This window comes from Simplicispira sp. GW247-4R2A, from assembly GCF_059424465.1.
In genome coordinates this window covers 1-17,499 of the sequence record NZ_JBWKZM010000016.1, presented here as the reverse complement: position 1 = coordinate 17,499, position 17,499 = coordinate 1, and the positions used below count along the sequence as shown (strand labels likewise).

General features: G+C 65.9%; 16 protein-coding genes. 11 read left to right on the top strand and 5 right to left on the bottom strand.

What is annotated here, in order from left to right; genetic code table 11:
* Positions 1-49 precede the first annotated feature (49 nt).
* Positions 50-922 (bottom strand): ChbG/HpnK family deacetylase, encoded by an 873-nt coding sequence (locus AC07ZH_RS11880; protein ID WP_495199912.1) that lies wholly within the window; start codon positions 920-922, stop codon positions 50-52.
* Between AC07ZH_RS11880 and AC07ZH_RS11875 the strand changes: the two genes are divergently transcribed.
* Complete coding sequence (locus AC07ZH_RS11875; RefSeq protein WP_495199911.1) at positions 899-1,327, top strand: GtrA family protein; 429 nt, start codon at positions 899-901, stop codon at positions 1,325-1,327. The genes AC07ZH_RS11880 and AC07ZH_RS11875 overlap by 24 nt on opposite strands.
* Here AC07ZH_RS11875 and AC07ZH_RS11870 read toward each other — a convergent pair.
* The 3 genes from AC07ZH_RS11870 to AC07ZH_RS11860 are packed head-to-tail and all read right to left on the bottom strand — an operon-like array spanning position 1,305 to position 4,461.
* Positions 1,305-2,849, bottom strand: a complete 1,545-nt coding sequence (locus tag AC07ZH_RS11870) for a glycosyltransferase family 39 protein (protein ID WP_495199910.1) — start codon at positions 2,847-2,849, stop codon at positions 1,305-1,307. The genes AC07ZH_RS11875 and AC07ZH_RS11870 overlap by 23 nt on opposite strands.
* Complete coding sequence (locus tag AC07ZH_RS11865; protein ID WP_495199909.1) at positions 2,849-3,919, bottom strand: glycosyltransferase family 2 protein; 1,071 nt, start codon at positions 3,917-3,919, stop codon at positions 2,849-2,851. Before AC07ZH_RS11865 ends, AC07ZH_RS11870 begins: the two co-directional genes overlap by 1 nt.
* Positions 3,916-4,461, bottom strand: coding sequence for a phosphatase PAP2 family protein (locus AC07ZH_RS11860; RefSeq protein ID WP_495199908.1), 546 nt, complete (start codon positions 4,459-4,461; stop codon positions 3,916-3,918). The genes AC07ZH_RS11865 and AC07ZH_RS11860 overlap by 4 nt, the downstream gene beginning before the upstream one ends.
* A 244-nt stretch (positions 4,462-4,705) precedes the next feature.
* On the opposite strand from AC07ZH_RS11860, the gene AC07ZH_RS11855 reads away from it, so the two are divergent.
* A complete protein-coding gene (locus AC07ZH_RS11855; protein ID WP_495199907.1) occupies positions 4,706-5,542 on the top strand; it encodes a TOBE domain-containing protein in 837 nt (278 codons plus the stop codon).
* Between the two features lie 39 nt (positions 5,543-5,581).
* Positions 5,582-6,265 carry an SRPBCC family protein gene (locus tag AC07ZH_RS11850; protein WP_495199906.1) on the top strand — a complete coding sequence of 228 codons (684 nt, stop codon included), beginning with the start codon at positions 5,582-5,584 and terminating at the stop codon, positions 6,263-6,265.
* Positions 6,266-6,363: 98 nt separating this feature from the next.
* On the opposite strand, the gene AC07ZH_RS11845 is transcribed toward AC07ZH_RS11850, so the two are convergent.
* Positions 6,364-7,464, bottom strand: a complete 1,101-nt coding sequence (locus tag AC07ZH_RS11845; RefSeq protein ID WP_495199905.1) for a helix-turn-helix domain-containing protein — start codon at positions 7,462-7,464, stop codon at positions 6,364-6,366.
* A gap of 168 nt (positions 7,465-7,632) precedes the next feature.
* Between AC07ZH_RS11845 and AC07ZH_RS11840 the strand changes: the two genes are divergently transcribed.
* The 8 genes from AC07ZH_RS11840 (at position 7,633) to AC07ZH_RS11805 (ending at position 17,310) form a co-directional block, all read left to right on the top strand.
* The gene (locus AC07ZH_RS11840; RefSeq protein ID WP_119108679.1) at positions 7,633-8,109 is read left to right on the top strand and encodes a (2Fe-2S)-binding protein; all 477 of its coding nucleotides are present in this window, start codon (positions 7,633-7,635) and stop codon (positions 8,107-8,109) included.
* Between the two features lie 23 nt (positions 8,110-8,132).
* Positions 8,133-10,520 (top strand): xanthine dehydrogenase family protein molybdopterin-binding subunit, encoded by a 2,388-nt coding sequence (locus tag AC07ZH_RS11835; RefSeq protein ID WP_495199904.1) that lies wholly within the window; start codon positions 8,133-8,135, stop codon positions 10,518-10,520.
* 12 nt (positions 10,521-10,532) lie between these two features.
* Entirely contained in the window at positions 10,533-11,324 is a 792-nt protein-coding gene (locus AC07ZH_RS11830; RefSeq protein ID WP_495199903.1) for an FAD binding domain-containing protein, read from the top strand.
* 84 nt (positions 11,325-11,408) lie between these two features.
* Positions 11,409-12,335, top strand: a complete 927-nt coding sequence (locus AC07ZH_RS11825; RefSeq protein WP_119108676.1) for an AAA family ATPase — start codon at positions 11,409-11,411, stop codon at positions 12,333-12,335.
* 196 nt (positions 12,336-12,531) lie between these two features.
* Entirely contained in the window at positions 12,532-13,758 is a 1,227-nt protein-coding gene (locus AC07ZH_RS11820) for a vWA domain-containing protein (RefSeq protein ID WP_495199902.1), read from the top strand.
* Positions 13,759-13,782: 24 nt separating this feature from the next.
* Positions 13,783-14,442, top strand: a complete 660-nt coding sequence (locus AC07ZH_RS11815) for an SRPBCC family protein (protein WP_495199901.1) — start codon at positions 13,783-13,785, stop codon at positions 14,440-14,442.
* Between the two features lie 8 nt (positions 14,443-14,450).
* A complete protein-coding gene (locus AC07ZH_RS11810; protein ID WP_495199900.1) occupies positions 14,451-15,476 on the top strand; it encodes an XdhC family protein in 1,026 nt (341 codons plus the stop codon).
* A 145-nt stretch (positions 15,477-15,621) separates the two neighbouring features.
* Positions 15,622-17,310 carry an AMP-binding protein gene (locus tag AC07ZH_RS11805; protein WP_495199899.1) on the top strand — a complete coding sequence of 563 codons (1,689 nt, stop codon included), beginning with the start codon at positions 15,622-15,624 and terminating at the stop codon, positions 17,308-17,310.
* The last annotated feature ends 189 nt before the right edge of the window (positions 17,311-17,499 follow it).

The following is a 17,499-nucleotide window of genomic DNA, read 5'->3' as shown; positions in this document are numbered from 1 at the left end:
TGGTCTGGCCAATAGTGAGGCCCTTCGTTGCACCCATGGTCCGTGGCTCTTAAATCGAGAACCGTTGTGCCAACGTCTGACCCAGAGGTTCGAGTCGGATGGCTTCTTCCTGTACCAATTCGCCAAAAGCACTTCCAGACAGCACCTGGTACTCATGCAAGCGTGCAGGAGCCAGAGGGTCTTGCGGGTGAATACCCAGGCTGGGGTGGCACATCAGCAGGTCGCCGCTGTGGCACGCCCCCAGCCACCTTCTTGTCCAATTGAGGTAGCTGTCCTCGTTGCCCCTGAAATCGTGCACACCCAGCAGGTGCGCGTTCTGGCGGAAGCCTTGCGCCTGTGCCTGCCGCGTTAGTGCGGCTGACCCCAGTGCTTCAATGGTCCAGGGCTTGAATGCCTGCCGCCAGGGCATTGGCGTGTTGATGTGCGCGCGTGCCGTGTTTCTCAGCCATGGCAGGTTGCCCGCATACCGCCGTTGTAGCTCGGTCAGCAGTTCATCCCGCACGACCGGGAACTGGTGAACATGCTGGTGTCCGTCCACGTAGGCGGGTGGGCGGCCGGTTTGTTGTTCAAACGCATCGAGTTGGGCGCGGATTTCGCTGCGGATACTGGTGCGGTCGAGCGTGCGCAGCCAACTGCGCAGGATGAGCGGCCCAAGCTGCTGTGGCTGCAGCAGCAACGGGTGCTGCGTGAGGTCCAGGTGCAGGCCGATCTCGGTCTGTCGGGGATCAATTTCTTCGAGTTCCGGGGCCCATTGACCCCATGCTGGAGCGCCCACCATGCAGCCAATGGCCTGCGTGCGTCCCTGCCAGGCAAGCAGCAGCGCCGCCTCACAGACGCCGGCATGCAGGCCAAAATCGTCTACAGCAATGCACAGGCTGCGGCTATGCTCGGCAGTTTCATGCGCACGCGTTCCCTTGTCCATACCAATCCCCCCGGCAGCTTGCGGGGGCGCATTGCCTGGTTCGTGCTGGTGGGCACTGCTGCTGCTGCTGTCCATTGGAGTGTGGTCGTGATGTTGGTGGCGCATGCTGGCTGGCGGCCCTTGCTGGCCAATGTGTTGGGGTGGTTGATTGCTTTTGGCGTTTCGTTTTCTGGGCACTACCGCTGGACCTTCCGTGACCATGGCGTACCGCTCTGGCGCTCAGCCATGCGGTTTTTCGCCGTATCGGCAAGCGGTTTCGCCATCAACGAGGCCGCGTATGCCTTGCTGCTGCACTGGAGCGGTCTGCGCTACGACCTGGTCCTTGCCGTGGTGCTCGTCGCCGTGGCGGGTGGCACCTACCTTTTGAGCCGCCATTGGGCTTTCAACCGCAAGCCAGCGCGCTGAGCATGGCAGGGTTCTTGGTGTCGATGCGCCACAGGGTGGTTCCGCTTTCGTGGTGAATGTCGGTGGCAACGCCGAGGAAGGGGTACCGGGTCAGCGCTGAAGAGGAGCCAAGCACCCAGGTGGTGGCCGAGTGGCACAAAAGGGCGGGCAAGGCAGCGGGCAGCACCAGGAGCTTGGCGGCAGCGGTTTTGTCGAACTGGCCGGCGTCGGCGATTTCCTTGCGTTCGTTGTCGCGGTGGTGGAGTTCGGGGTCGTCCCAATTGCTCACCACCGCCACGGGCGCATTCAACCGGGCATAGAACGGCAGGTCGAAATAGTATTGGTCCAGCATGACGACAGGTTCTGATATTTGGCGGTTTTCGCGCAATACCTGAGCAAAAGCACGCGTGGATTTCTCTGGATGTACGGCAATCCAGGTCAGGATACCCAGCGTCAGCATGCACCCGATGCCGGCACCAATGCGCCATAGGCGGATGGATGCGCGTGACAAGAAAGCCTGCGACAAAAAGCCATCTGCCGCGAGGAACGCCAGCGGTGGAACTGCCGGCAGTACATAGCCCAGCAACTTGGATTTGGGCAGCGAGAAGAACAGAACAATCATCGCGGGCCAAACCAGCATCAGCAGTCGGACCGCCTGTTGTGGGGCTGACAGGCCGACCTTGGGCTTGATGGAGCGCGCCATCCAGGGTAGCCACGGCAGAAAGCACACGCACAGCACCGCGGGGTAAAACCAGAACGGCATCATGTTGTTGAACCCGCTTTCGGTGAAGCGCTTGAAGTGCTGAACGACGAAAAAATAGTTCAGAAAATCGGGAAACCGATCCTGCATGGCCACGAACCAGGGGGCTGTCAGCGCCAGAAAAACCAGTATCCCGGGCCACCACAAGAGAGCGAACAGGCTGCGCCAGCGTTTTTGCAGAACGAGCCAGACAAAGATCACCCCTGCAGGAAGCACAAAGCCAATCAAGCCCTTGGCCAGCACGCCCAAGGCGGCCATGGCCCATGCGCCAGTCAGTACCGCACGCCAGGGCTTGCCATGCTCGGCCAGCAGGGTCGCATGGGCCAGCAGCACGATGGTGGCGCCGATGCAGCCCGCCACCAGCATGTCCAGGTTGGCAAACTGCGCAGCGACAAGCCACAAAGGCTGCGCCAGCAACACCACCAGGCCTGTCCGGGCCTCACGCTCGCCCGACCACCGGCGAATGAATGCATACGCGGCGGTCGTACCGAGTGCAGCGCCCAGCAAGGAAGCCACTCTGGCCGCCCACTCGTGGTGGCCAAAGAGCCACAGGGAAGCTGCCGTGATCCAGTAGAAGAGCGGCGGTTTGTGGAAGTACGGCAGCCCGTTGAGGGTGGGCGTGAGCCAGTCGCCCGAGCGCAGCATTTCCCAGGCAACGCCGACGTAGCGCCCCTCGTCCGGCAGCATCAAGGGGCGTGCCCATGCAGTCCAGGTCAGCCAAGCCAGCACGAGCAAGGCGAAGGCCGTGGTGGTGGGCGTTCTCTTGGTTGTCAGTGCCTGCATCAATCGGCCTTCCTCAAGCCCTGGCCCAGTGCACGCTTGACAATGTAGACAGGTCGCGCCTTGACTTCCTCGAAAATGCGTCCCACATACTCGCCCACCACGCCGAGCGAGAGGAGCTGGATGCCGGAGAACCCCATCAGCCCCACGGCGATGGTGGTCCAGCCGCTGATCACGTGGCCATACAGCAGATAGACGGCGGTCAGGTAGGCGCCATAGAGCAGCGCGAAACACGCCAACACGAAGCCCATGAAGCTGACGGCACGCAGCGGCCAAGTGGTAAAACCGGTCAGGCCGTCCACCGAGAGCCGAATCAAGCTCCAGGGGTTGAAGGTGGTCTTGCCGTGCAGCCGCCCCTCTGGCACGTAGGGGACGGCAAGGGCATCGAAGCCGACCCAGGCGTACAGCCCCTTCATGAACCGGTTGCGCTCTGGCAGCGAAAGCAGGGCATTTACCACGGCGCGGTCCATCAGGCGAAAGTCCCCTGCGCCGGCTGGCACCTCGAAGCGCCCCGCCATATTGACAAGCTTGTAGAACACGCGCGTGCCCAGGCGTTTGAACAGACTTTCATCTTGTCGGTCTTCGCGCAGCGCGTAGACCACATCGCGGCCCTGGCGCCAATGCTCCAGGAAGGTGGGAAGAAATGAAGGCGAATGCTGCAGGTCGGCATCCATCATCACAATGGCATCGCCCTGCGCCGCTTCCAGGCCAGCCGTGAGCGCGGCCTCCTTGCCGAAGTTGCGTGACAGCAGCAGTGCGCGAAAGCCCGGTGTCTGCGCCCATTTGGCAAGCACCAGGCTGGTGGCGTCCGAGCTGCCATCGTCCACCAAAATTACTTCCCACCGGCGCGAGCAAGCCTGGAGGGTGTCGCGCAACTGGGGCAGCAACTGCTCCAGGTTACGCGCTTCGTTGTGGCAGGGAACAACACAAGAGACAGAGCCGGATTCGCGCGGTGGTGGCTGGATGGTGACGGGTGCTTCGGTGTGGGCGGCATGGTGGCGTACGTCGCAGGGTGGTGAAGCGTCGGCTTCGTGATGCTGCGGCACTGTGGCAGCACCTGGATTGGCGATCATGGAAGTCCTATGGTGGTGGCTGACCGTATTGGACGCCGGAAGACGATGTGAAATGTTAGCCAGGCGCTGGTGGCGCCCACCAAGGCGCCGGCCAGAACATCGGAGGGGAAATGCAGCCCAAGGTACACACGGCTCCAGGCCACAAGCACGGCAGCAGCCAGAGCCAGCAACGCCCAATACGCACGTCCCGCCGTCAGTGCGACAGCCGTGGCAAACCCGAAGGCCACGCTTGCATGGCTGCTGGGAAAGCTAGGGGAAGCTGCGTGCGGCAGCAACTGTTTGCCAAGCCCGACAACAAAGGGTCGATCGACAGGAATGAAATGCTGGGTCAGCCGTGCCAGCAGCCATGCCATCGCCATGGCGATCAACACGTGCAGCACGCGCAACTTCACCTGGCGGTCTCCCGCCACAAAAACGCCGGCGATTCCGCCTGCCATCAGTTGCGGCAAATGGTTGGTTGCGAACAGGGCCAGCGCTGTCAACCAATGCGGCGAAGTTGCCGATCCATTGATCGCTAAAAAGAGCGCAGAGTTGAGAGACATGGCTACAGCTTCGGTCAGGTGGAGAGCAAACATGCAATTGTCAACGCCAAGTCTTAGGACAAAATTAGGGCGACGCTGATCAAATTCTTCTCGGCCTGGGGGCGCATCCGCACCTTGGGCAGCGTCCTGCGTTCCCTCGGTGCGGCCCGGAAAACGCGTTTGCGGTGGCGTCCCGCACCGTATGGGGAGGGGACAACACTCCTCAAGCCTTGCCCGGTTGCTTCCTGAGGCACTATTGCGCCCTATGACTTTGCCCCTTGCCCTGCCTGCCGCCCTCGGACATGAGCTTACCGACAAGCGCATTGCCATTCTGCGCGAGATCGGCGTGTGCGGCTCCATTTCGCAAGCTGCCCGCGCTGTCGGCGTGAGCTACAAGGCCGCCTGGCAAGCGGTGGATACGCTGACCAATCTGGCGCGCGTGCCGTTGGTGGCGCGTGCTGTGGGTGGGGCGGGTGGAGGCGGCGCTTCCTTGACCTCTGCGGGCCGGGAATTGCTGGCCGCGGCCGATGCGATGGCGCAGGCACGCGGTGCGGTCATTGCAGACTGGCAGGCGCGGCCCTACACCGGCCAGGCGCTCGCCCGGCTGGCGGTGCGCACCAGCATGCGCAACCAGTTGCCATGCGTGGTGCAACGCCTGGAGGCGTTGGGGCCGATTGTGCGGGTGCATCTGACCCTGGAGGTGCCGCAAACGGCGCAAGCGGACTCCAGGAGCGAGCTGGGGGGGCACAAGGATGCTGCTGCGTGGCCCAGCTTGACCTCGCGGATCACCCGCGAGAGTGCCGAGTTACTGGGCTTGGCGGCGGGTCAGGCGGTGCAGGCGCTGTGCAAGGCCACTGCCGTGCGCGTTCTGCGTGCCGCCACTGGCGGCGAGGTGGTGCGGTCGGGCGCCTGTGCACTGCAAGCCAAGGCAGTGCGCGTTGTGCGTGGACAATTGGGCGATGAAGTCGCGGCCGAGCTGTGGGGCAGCGCACCGTGGGGTCAGCAGATGGTGGGATTTGCGGCACCCGGCAGCGGTTTGCGTGCTGGCAGCCGGGTGGTGCTTGAGCTGGAAGAAAATGCCGTGGTCCTGGTGCAAGCCTGAGATTGGGGCCTCACGAGCAAACCTAGGGGAGTGTCTGTCATGGAAATGGAAGGTCGCCGCGCGTTTGCCGCTGGCCAACAAGAACTGTGGGATGCATTGAATGACCCCGAATTGCTCAAGGTATGCATCCCTGGCTGTGAGAGGTTCGACATAGGCGAGGCTGGACAGCATGCAGTGGACCTCGAGCTGAGAATTGGCGCGGGCATGGTGCGCTTCAACGGCAGCGTGCAGGTGGCGGATCGCTTTGAGCCTGATCGCTACCAAGTCCAGTTCGAAGGCAATGGTGGGGTCGCGGGCGTGGGCAAGGGGGTGGCGCGGGCGCGGCTGATTCCGCTGGCCGACTACGCTCCAGGCCATCCGCGCTGCCAATTGCACTACAGCGTCGACGCTGTGCTGGATGGGAACATGGCCCTGCTTGACCCGCGCCTCGTCGAGGGCGCTGCGCGGGCCTTGATCGAGCATTTTTTTCGCCGCTTTGATGAGCAGTTGCGCAGGCGTTACCCGCGTGCAGCGCCAGCCGAACCGGAGGCCGTGCCCGAGGATATGGATGCCCAGGAGCGCGCTGGTGCACCCACCATGCTGCTCGACCGCTCGCCACGTGCCCGCCCCGCGGCGCGTGTGCAGCCGGCGCCCAAAACCATGGGCACACCGGCCTGGGCGTGGGCGGCACTTGCCGCGCTCGTGGTGTTGGTAGGGGGCTATCTGTTGGTGCGCCTGCGATAGGCCGGCGGTGCAGATTTGCTATTCTAATAATAGCTTATAGCGCTTATCCAATAAGCGCAATGGCCGAATATCACCCATTTTTTTGCCCGCCAGGCGCCTTACCCGTTTTTGCGTGTGCCCAGTTTGCGGTACACGGTGGCGCGGCTGATGCCCAGGCTGCGTGCGGCCTCGGCCACGTTGCCGCGCGCCTCGCGTACCGCGCTGCGGATCCATTCGGTTTCGGTTTCTCGCAGTGAGGCACTGGCAGCGGCGGGCGCGCGTCCGGGCGCGCTCTGGCGCACCGCCATGGCCTGCAAACGCAGGCCCGACCACAGTGGCAGGTCCACGCGCTGGCCGCGGGTGGAAGCGTCAAACAGGCGCGGCCAGTCGAGTGCCAGCAAGTCGCTGCAGTGCAGGCACGTGCCAGGCAATTGCTGCGGCATGGGCATGAGTTGGCGTGCCGCACTGTTGCAGCCCAGCAGGTAGCCGTCGGCGTCGAGTGCCATCAGGCCGTCGGCTTCGCTGCCCAGTTGGGCGCCGGGCCAGTTGACGCGCAGCAGCAGCGCATAGGGCTGCTGGCGCAGCAAGGCGTCTTCCAGTGCGCGTGCCGAGCGGGCGAGCACATGCCGCAGCTCGGGCCGTTCGGGGACGTCGACACCCGTCAGATCGAGCATGCCCACGCAGTGGCCCTGTGGGTCGAATAGCGGGGCCCCTGCGCAGCTGTAGCTGCCATTGGCGTCGAAAAAATGCTCGCCACGGTGCAGCCAGACCGGGTGCAACTCGGTCAATGCGGCACCGATGGCAGCGGTGCCCACGCTTGCCTCCGACAGATCAATACCGCGGCGGCCAATGGCGTGTGCGCGCGGGTCGTGGTGGTCCACCGGGCCGGTAACGTCCAGCACCACACCGCGTGCATTGGTCAGCAGGGTGAAATAGCCCATGCCGCCGGTGGCATGGGTGAGATGCTCCAGCACCGGCCGGGCAGCGCGCAGCAGGCTTGCATGCTCGTCGTGGTCGCGGCGCAATGCGGCGGCGCTGACGCCGTCAAATGCCAGCGGATGTTGCGGCGAGCGACCCGCCTGCAAACAGCGCCGCCAGGAGCGCACGATCCAGGGCTCCATGCCTGTCGGGGGCACCCCGAGGCCTTGCACCAGCAGGGCATGGCGTGCCTGCGCGATAGAGGCGCTGCGGTCTGGCGTATGGGAAGAGACGGTGGTCACGGTGGCGCCAAGGAAAGTGGACGCACGCTGCGGTGCAGCATGTTTCAAATTGAGAATATCGCCAAGCGGCCCAGCCGGGTTCAGGGTTGTCCCTAGCCACCGGCCCAGGTGGGGGGCAGAAGATGGCAATTGCTCTTTTCCAGCCAATCCCCACCAGGAGACAGCCCGATGCCCGTGCAGTTCACCGTCAATGGCCGGCCGGCCAGCGTCGACGCCCCCGCCAACACCCTGCTTGTGCACGCGCTGCGCGAGCACCTCCACCTCACCGGCACCCATGTGGGGTGCGACACCAGCCAGTGCGGCGCCTGCACCGTGCTGCTCGATGGCCGCGCCATCAAATCCTGCGCCATGCTGGCCGTGCAGGCCGAGGGCTGCGAGATCACCACCATCGAAGGCCTGGCCACGGCGGACGGCGGCATGCACCCCATGCAGGCGGCGTTCAAGGAGTGCCACGGCCTGCAGTGCGGCTTCTGTACGCCCGGAATGGTGCTCTCCGCCGTCGATCTGGTGAAGCGCTACCCCGGCGCGAGCGAGGCCGAGATCCGCGCGCTGCTTGACGGCAATATGTGCCGCTGCACCGGTTACCAGAACATCGTCAAAGCCGTGCAGCAGGGCCAGCAGGCCATGGCTGCCTCCGCAGCCTGAGACCAACGAAGGAGACACAAGCCATGGGTGCATCCGACTTTTCCAAGCTGCCGCACATCGGCGAATCCGTCCGCCGCAAGGAGGACTACCGCTTTCTCACCGGCGCTGGCCAGTACACCGACGACATCGTCCTGGCTGCGCAAAGTTTTGCCGTTTTCGTCCGTTCGCCGCACGCCCACGCCAAGGTGGTCAGCATCAACACCGATGCGGCCAAAGCTGCCCCCGGTGTGATCGGCGTCTTCACCGGCGCCGATGTGGCGGCCGACAACATCAACGGCCTGCCCTGCGGCTGGCTCATTACCAGCACCAACGGCGAGCCCATGAAGGAGCCGCCGCACCCCATCCTGGCACAGGGCAAGGTGCGCTACGTGGGCGACGGCGTGGCCATGGTGGTGGCCGAAACCTTGCAACAGGCGCGCGATGCCGCCGAACGTGTCGAGGTCGATTACGACGTGCTGCCGGCGGTCGTCAACGTGCAGGATGCGGCCGCGGGCGCCGTGGCAGGTGCCGGCCTGCACGACATTGCCGAAGACAACCACTGCTTCAAGTGGGCGATTGGCGACAAAGGGGCGGTCGATGCGGTGTTTGCCAATGCGGCGCATGTCACCAAGCTCGATCTGGTCAACAACCGCCTGATTCCCAACGCCATGGAGCCGCGCGCCGCCATCGGCTCGTACAACCGGGGCACCGACGAATACACGCTCTACGTCAGCAACCAGAACCCGCACGTCGAGCGCTTGCTCATGACGGCCTTTGTCATGGGCCTGCCTGAGCACAAGGTGCGGGTGATTGCGCCGGATGTGGGCGGTGGCTTCGGCTCCAAAATCTTTCTCTACGCTGAGGACGTGTGCCTCACCTGGGCATCAAAAAAGCTCAACCGCAACATCAAGTGGGTGGCCGACCGCAGCGAGTCCTTCCTGACCGACGCACACGGGCGCGACCACGCCAGCCACGCCGAAATGGCGATGGACGCGAGCGGCAAGTTCCTCGCCATGCGCGTGCACACCGATGCCAACGTGGGCGCCTACCTGTCCACCTTCGCCAGTGCGGTGCCGACCATCCTGTACGCCACGTTGCTCGCCGGCCAGTACAGCACGCCTCAGGTGTACGTGGAGGTGGACACCTGGTTCACCAACACGTCTCCCGTGGACGCCTACCGTGGCGCCGGCCGGCCCGAGGCCACCTATTTGCTGGAGCGCCTGGTCAGCCGCTGCGCCTGGGACATGGGGCTGTCGCAAGACGACATCCGCAAGCGCAACTTCATCACCAGCTTCCCCTACCAGACACCAGTGGCGCTGCAGTACGACGTGGGCGACTACCACGCCTGCATGACGCAGTCGCAGGAACTGGCCGACGTGGCTGGGTTTGCGGCGCGGCGCGTTGCCAGCGAGGCCAAAGGCTTGAAACGTGGCATGGGCTACAGCAGCTACATCGAAGCCTGCGGCATCGCGCCCTCGAACATTGCCGGGGCCCTCGGCGCGCGCGCCGGCCTGTTTGAATGCGGCGAAGTACGCGTGCACCCTACCGGTAGCGTCACGGTGTTCACCGGCTCGCACAGCCATGGTCAGGGGCATGAAACGACGTTTGCCCAGGTGGTGGCGGCGCGCCTGGGCATTCCGGTGGAAAACGTGGACATCGTCCACGGCGACACCGGCCGCGTGCCCTTTGGCATGGGCACCTACGGCTCGCGCTCGATCAGCGTGGGCGGCGCCGCCCTCATGAAGGCGCTCGACAAGATCGAGGCCAAGGCCAAGAAGATTGCCGCGCACCTGATGGAAGCGAGCGACGCCGACATCGACTTTGCCGGCGGCGAGTTCACCGTCAAGGGCACCGACAAGAAAATCCCGTTTGCCCAGGTGTCCCTCGCCGCCTACGTGCCGCACAACTACCCGCTCGACAAGCTCGAACCCGGCCTGAACGAAACGGCCTTTTACGACCCCACCAACTTCACGTTCCCGGCCGGCACCTACATCTGCGAAGTCGAGGTGGACCCGCAGACCGGAGTGGTGCGCGTGGACCGTTTCACCGCGGTGGACGACTTCGGCACCATCATCAACCCGATGATTGTCGAGGGCCAGGTGCACGGCGGCCTGGTCCAGGGCATCGGCCAGGCGCTGATGGAAAACTGCGTCTACGACCGCGAAACCGGGCAACTGCTCACCGGCAGCTACATGGATTACGCCATGCCGCGGGCCGACGATTTCCCACAGTTCAAGCTGGGCCATGTCTGCACCCCCTGCACGCACAACCCGCTGGGCACCAAGGGCTGCGGTGAGGCGGGCGCCATTGGCTCGCCGCCAGCGGTCATCAACGCCGTGCTCGACGCCCTCGCGCCTCTGGGCGTGAAGGACTTCGACATGCCAGCCACGCCGCACCGTGTGTGGCAGGCCATCCAGAACGCACGCGCCTAAGGAGATTCCAGCATGTACGCATTCACCTACGAAGCGCCCACCTCGACCGCCGCTGCTGCCGCGCAAGCCGCCGCCGGCGCGCGCCCGATTGCCGGTGGGCAAAGCCTGCTGCCCTCGCTGCGCCTGCGCCTGGCCGATCCGGGCCAACTGGTGGACCTGGGCCGCATCCCCGAGCTGGCCGGCATCCGCAAGGAGGGCGAGCACATGGTGATCGGCGCCATGACCCGCCACCAGCAAGTCGCCGACAGTGCCGAAGTGCGCGCGGCCATCCCCGCGCTGGCCGATCTGGCAGGCCACATTGGCGACCGCCAGGTGCGCGCCCGCGGCACGCTGGGCGGCTCGCTCGCCAACAACGACCCTGCTGCCTGCTACCCAAGCGCTGCGCTGGCGCTGGGCACCACCATCGTCACCAACCAAAGGGAAATCGCGGCCGATGATTTCTTCGTTGGCATGTACACCACGGCGCTGCAAGAGGGCGAGCTGATCACGGCGGTGCGCTTCCCCATTCCGCGCAAGGCCTCGTACCAGAAGTTTCGCCAGGGCGCCTCGCGCTTTGCCCTGGTGGGCGTGTTCGTGGCCCAGACCACCAGCGGTGTGCGCGTCGCCGTTACGGGCGCGGCCAGCAGCGTGTTCCGCCAGAGCGCGCTGGAAGCGGCGCTGAGCCAGAGCTTTACCGTGGCTTCGGCCGCAGGCGTCAAGGTGGACGCTGCGGACCTGGGCAGCGACATCCACGCCAGCCCGGTGTACCGCGCGCAGCTCATCAGCGTGCTCACGCAGCGCGCCGTGGCGCAGATGCTGGGTTGACGCCTGTCTCCGCTTGAAATTTCAAGGAAAATATGGCTCTAGTGCTTATTGGGTAAGCGCTTGCAGCTATTTAAACAATAGCAAATGAACGCAGACCCGCAGGTTCTCGCGCCTGCGTCCATCGACGCGCTGGCCCAGGCGCTCCAAGCCGAAGGCTATTTCGCCGACCGGCGCCTCGCCACGGCGGCCTGGCTCGCGCTCAAACTGCAGCGCCCGCTGCTGCTCGAAGGCGAGCCGGGCGTCGGCAAGACGGCGCTGGCCCAGGCGCTGGCGCGCGCCTTGGGCCGGCCGCTGATCCGCCTGCAGTGCTACGACGGGCTGGAGCAGCGCGAAGCCTTGTACGAATGGAACTACAGCGCGCAGCTCTTGCACATGCGTGCTGCGGAAGCCCAGGGTGGGCTGGACACGGCACATATCGAGCGCGAGATTTACCAGGAGCGCTACCTCGTCAGCCGGCCGCTCCTGCAAGCCCTGCGCACACCGGCGCCGGGCGCGCTGCTGCTGGTGGACGAAATTGACCGCGCCGACGAGCCCTTCGAGGCGTTCTTGCTCGAATACCTGGGCGAGTACCAGGTCAGCATCCCTGAACTCGGCACGGTGCGCGCCGCAGTGCCACCCGTCACCCTGCTCACCAGCAACCGCACGCGCGACCTGCACGACGCCGTCAAGCGCCGCTGCCTGTACCACTGGCTCGACTACCCCGACCGCGAGCGCGAACTGGCCATCGTCCGCTCGCAGGTGCCCGGCGCCAGCAGTGCCCTGTCGGAGCAGGTGGCCGATTTCGTGGCGCGTCTGCGCAGCCAGCCCTTTGCCAATGCCTTCCAGCGCGCCCCCGGCATCGCCGAGGCGGTGGAATGGGCCAAGGCCCTGGTGGCGCTTGATACCCTGGTGGTCGACCCGGAAGTGGTGCAGGACACCGCCGGCATCCTGTTCAAGCAGCGCGAAGATGTCGCCGCGTTGACGCAGGACATGGCGGCGGAGTTGCTCACCCCCAGCGACGCGGAGAGCTGACGTGCACACGCAGTACGCGGGGAGCGTGGGAGGCGATGATTCGCCGCCGGGCGCGCTTCCGAAGGCGAATCGCGCCCCCTCGGGGGGCAGCGAACCACGCGCAGCGGGGAGCGTGGGGGCTACCGATTCGCCGCCGGGCCGCCCCAAGGCGAATCGCGCCCCCTCGGGGGGCAGCGAACCACGCGCAGCGGGGAGCGTGGGGGCCACATACAGCCAGCTCGGCGACGCGCGGCGTGGCAAGTTGGCCGACAACCTCACCGGCTTTGGCCGGGCCCTGCGCCGCGCCGGTGTCCCGGTGGACGCTGCCCGCATGGCACTGGCGCAAGAGGCCGCCCTGCTCGTCGGCTTGGCGCGGGCCGACCTGTGCGCCGCGCTGGAGACCGTGCTGGTCGCCCGTGAGCAAGACCTGCTGGTGTTTCGCGAACTCTTTGCGACCTACTTTCGCAACCCCAACGTCGCGCAAAAATTGTTGGCGCAGATGCTGCCCATCGCGGAAAGCCACGCCGAGCCGGTAAAACGCCGCCCGCGCGTGGCCGAGGCGCTCGCGCCCGTGCGTGCAGCCCGCGTACCCACGGAGCCCGAAGAGGAAAAAATTGATTTCGATGCCGCCATGACGGCAAGTGAGCGCGAACGCCTGCACGCGGCCGATTTCAACCAGCTCTCCGCCAGTGAATACCGGTTGGTGCAGTGCCTGGCCCAGCGGGTGCCACTGCCTCTGCCGCGCTACGCGGCGCGCCGCACCCGGCCCGGCCCGCATGGCGCGCGCGCCGACTGGCCATTGGCCCTGCAGCGCGCCATGCGCACGGGCGGCGAGCTGGTGCAGGTGCCGCGCCTGGCGCGCCAAAGCCAGCCGCTGCCGCTCTTGGTGCTGCTCGACGTCTCGGGGTCGATGGAGCGCTACGCGCGCTTGTTGCTCGCCTTCCTGCATGCCGCTACCGCGCCGGGCAATCGGGCAGGAGGTGGGGCAGGGCGGCGGGACGTGTTTGCCTTTGGCACCACGCTGACCGACCTCACGCCCGCCTTTCGCCACCAGGACCCGGACACCATGCTGGAGCGGGCCAGCGCCGCCATCCCGGATTTTGCCGGCGGCACGCGCCTGGCCGAATCGCTGGCCCTGCTGCGCACCCGGCACGCCCGGCGCCTGGTGGGCCGGCGCACGCTGGTGCTGCTGGTAAGCGATGGGCTCGACACGGGCGAGCCTGCCGCGCTGGCACAGGAACTGGCCTGGCTGCGGCGCCACTGCGCGCGCCTGCTGTGGCTTAACCCGCTGCTGCGCTTTGGTGGCTACGAGCCCAGCGCGCGCGGTGCAGCCGAACTGCACCGCGCGGCCGACGCCATGCTCGCGGTGCACAACCTGCAAAGCTTGCAGCAGCTCGCCAGCAGCCTGGCGCAGGTGCTGCGTGCGCCCGCGCGCACCCGATAACCCGAACGACGAGGAGAACTTCCTATGGAAATGCAAGCCAGCCGGGCGCTTCCCGCCAGCCAGCAACAGGCCTGGGACGCGCTCAATGACCCGGACATGCTCAAGTTGTGCATCCCGGGCTGCGACAAGCTCGAAGCCACTGGGGAGGGGCAGTACACCGTCGGCATGGCGCTCAAGATCGGCCCGGTCTCGGCCAAGTTCAGTGGCAAGCTCGCGCTCAGCGATATTGTCCCGCCCACGAGCTACCAGCTCGCCTTTGACGGCCAGGGCGGCGTGGCCGGCTTTGGCAAAGGCCAGGCGCAGGTACGGCTGGAAGCCGTGGCGGACGATGCCCTCGGCCAGCCCTGCTGCGAGCTGCATTACACCGTGCACGCCACCGTCGGCGGCAAGATCGCCCAACTGGGCCAGCGCCTGATCGACGGCGCCGCCAAAGGCATGGCCGAAGACTTTTTTCGCCGCTTTGATGAGCAATTGCGCCGCCGCCACCCGCGCGCCGAGCCGCCGGCCGATACCGAGCCGATGGACGCCGAGGCACGGGAAGGTGCCGCCACGGTCCTGCTCGATTCCCGGCCCGGCGCTGATGCGTCGGAACGCGCGGGGGCGGCGCCCTCGGGCGGCATTCCGATGTGGGTCTGGGGTGCGATTGCCGCGGCGCTGGTGGCGGTGGCGATTTACCTGAGCTGAGGTGGGACATGGACAATCTCGATGTCACCGTATTGCGCGCGCTGAGCCACTGGCGCAGCACCGGCCAGCGGGCGCTGCTCGCCACGGTGGTGCGCACCTGGGGGTCGTCCCCCCGCCCCGAGGGCTCGATCATGGCGCTGTGCGAGAGCGGCGCCGTGGTGGGTTCGGTTTCGGGCGGCTGCATCGAGGACGACCTGATGGCCCGCTACACCCGCGCCTGGGCGGGCGAGGGGGACGACGCGGCGCTGGTGTCCGGCCCGCCGGTGTTCGCCAAGTACGGTGTCACGGCGGACGAAGCGCACCGCTTTGGCCTGCCCTGCGGCGGCACGCTGGAACTGCTGATTGAGTTCGACCCCGACGCGGGGGCCTTGGCCGAGCTGCTGTCCGCGCTGGAAGCCGGCAAGCTGATGCAGCGCAGCGTGTGCCTGCGGGATGGCGCGGTCGTGCAGGGCCCGGCTGCCACGCCCGCCACCTTGGTGGTCGACGCCGAGCGGGTGGTCAACACCTTTGGCCCCGAGTACCGCATGCTCATCATCGGCGCGGGCCAGATGTCGGAATACCTTGCCACCATGGCGCTGTTCTCCGGCTTTGCCGTCACCGTGTGCGACCCGCGCGAGGAATACCGCAGCAGCTGGAGCGTGGCCGGCGCCCGTGTGGTCAGCGACATGCCGGACGACGTGGTCAGCGCCATGCGCCCGGACCGGCGCACCTGCGTGGTGGCGCTCACGCACGACCCCAAGCTCGACGATCTGGCGCTCTTGCAGGCGCTGGAGACCGAGGCCTTCTACGTCGGCGGCATCGGCTCGCGGCGCAACAATGCGGCGCGGCGCGAGCGCCTGAAAACACACTTCGACCAGACGGACGAGAGCCTGGCGCGCTTGCGCGGACCGATCGGTATCTATATCGGCAGCAAGACGCCTCCCGAGATTGCCGTGAGTGTCATGGCCGAGGTGCTGGCGGTGAAGAACGGCGTGGTCCTGCCGCGCGACATGGGGGTGGGGGAGGCCAAGCAGGTGCACGAGCGCTTGCCCTGACCGGGGCCGCCGGCGCCCTCGGCAAAGCGGTGATTGGGGCGGCGCCCATTGGGCTAGGCATACCACTCTATCCGAGGGTCTTTCCCCACGCTCCGCCTCCGTAGGGGCTCCTACACTGGTGCGATAACCACCGTGGGAGGACCCGATGACGACCAAGATTGCCCCTGAGCTGCTCGCCCTGCAGCGCCTGTACGCCTGGGAAAGCGAGGCGCCCACAAGGGGCGCCTTGACCCAGCCGATGGGCGGCGGCACGGTGAGGGACTTCAGCTGGGGCGAACTGGCTGCGCAAGTGCGCTGCATGGCAGGGCATCTCCAGTCGATTGGCATCCAGCCCGGCGACAAGGTGGCCATCCTGTCCAAGAACTGTGCCTGGTGGCTGATGAGCGATCTGGCCATCTGGATGGTGGGCGGCGTCTCGGTGCCGCTCTACCCCACGCTGGCGCCCGAGACCATTGCGCACATCCTCAAGCACAGCGAGGCGCGCGCCTGCTTCATCGGCAAGCTCGACGGCTGGGAATCCATGGCGCCCGGCGTGCCGGCAGACCTGCCTTGCATCAGCTACGCGCTTTCGCCAGAGTCCGCGCGCGAGGCCTATCCGCTGTGGGACACGCTGTGCAAGGCTGCCAAGCCGCTTGCTGGCCAGCCGGTGCGGGGTGGCGACGATCTGGCCACATTGATCTACACCTCGGGCACCACGGGCATGCCAAAGGGCGTGATGCACAGCTTCCACAACTTCGCCTGGGCGCTGGACGCCGGGATCCGCCGCCTGCCCATGGGCAAGGACGACCGCATGCTTTCCTATCTGCCTTTGGCCCACGTGGTCGAGCGTGTGCTGGTGGAGCATGGCTGGCTGCGCACCGGCATGCACGTGTTCTTTGCCGACTCGCTCGACACTTTCACCACCGACATGCAGCGCGCCCGGCCCACCATCTTTTTCTCGGTGCCGCGCCTGTGGGTCAAGTTCCAGCAGGCCATTCAGCACAAAATGCCTGAGCCCAAGCTGCAGCGCCTGCTCGGCCTGCCGCTCATCGGGGGCCTGGTGCGGCGCAAGATTCAAAAGACGCTGGGCCTGGACCAGGCACGCATCTGCGCCGGTGGCGCCGCGCCCATGCCGCTGGCGCTGCTGCAGTGGTACAGCAAGCTGGGCATCGCCATCAATGAAGGCTACGGCATGACGGAAAACCTCGCCGTCTCGCACATCACCGTGCCGGGCAAGAACCAGCAGGGCAGCGTTGGCCCGGCCTACGAGGGTGTGCAGGACCGCATCGACCCCGAAACGGGCGAAATCCAGATGAAGAGCCCGGCGGTGATGCAGGGCTACTACAAGGCCCCCGAGCAGACGCGCGATGCCTTCACGCACGACGGCTGGCTGCGCACCGGCGACAAGGGCCGCATCGATTCTGACAAGTGCTTGCACATCACCGGCCGCGTGAAGGATTTGTTCAAGACCGGCAAGGGCAAGTACGTGGCGCCCGCGCCGATTGAAGACAAGCTGGGTGACCACCCGGCCATCGAGGCCTGCGTGGTTACCGGCGCCAACCTGGGCCAGCCGCTGGGCATTTTGATGCTGAACGCCGACGCCGCTGTAGAGGCCCAATCGGCCGAGGGGCGCAAGGCACTCGAGCATTCGCTGGCGCAGCATCTGGCGAAGGTGAACGCCACGCTGGACCCGCACGAGCAATTGCAGTGCCTGGTGGTCAGCCGCACGCCCTGGACGGTGGAGAACGACATCATCACGCCCACCTTCAAGGTCAAGCGCAACCGTATCGAAGACCTGTACGCTGCGAAATTTGAAGAATGGGAAACCTCGCGCAAGAAGGTGCTCTGGTCGTAGGAGCTCCAACACGTTGCTATGCCCTGAAATTTTGATGAAAATATGCCTCAAGCGCTTATTCCACAAGCGTTGGCAGCTCTTCTATTCATAGCGATCGTACTGGCTTGACCGCAACTGCTCCGGCTCGGTTGCAAGCGGGGCGGGGGCACGCGCCAGTAAAGGGTTGGTAAAACCTGCCGCGGTGGCGGG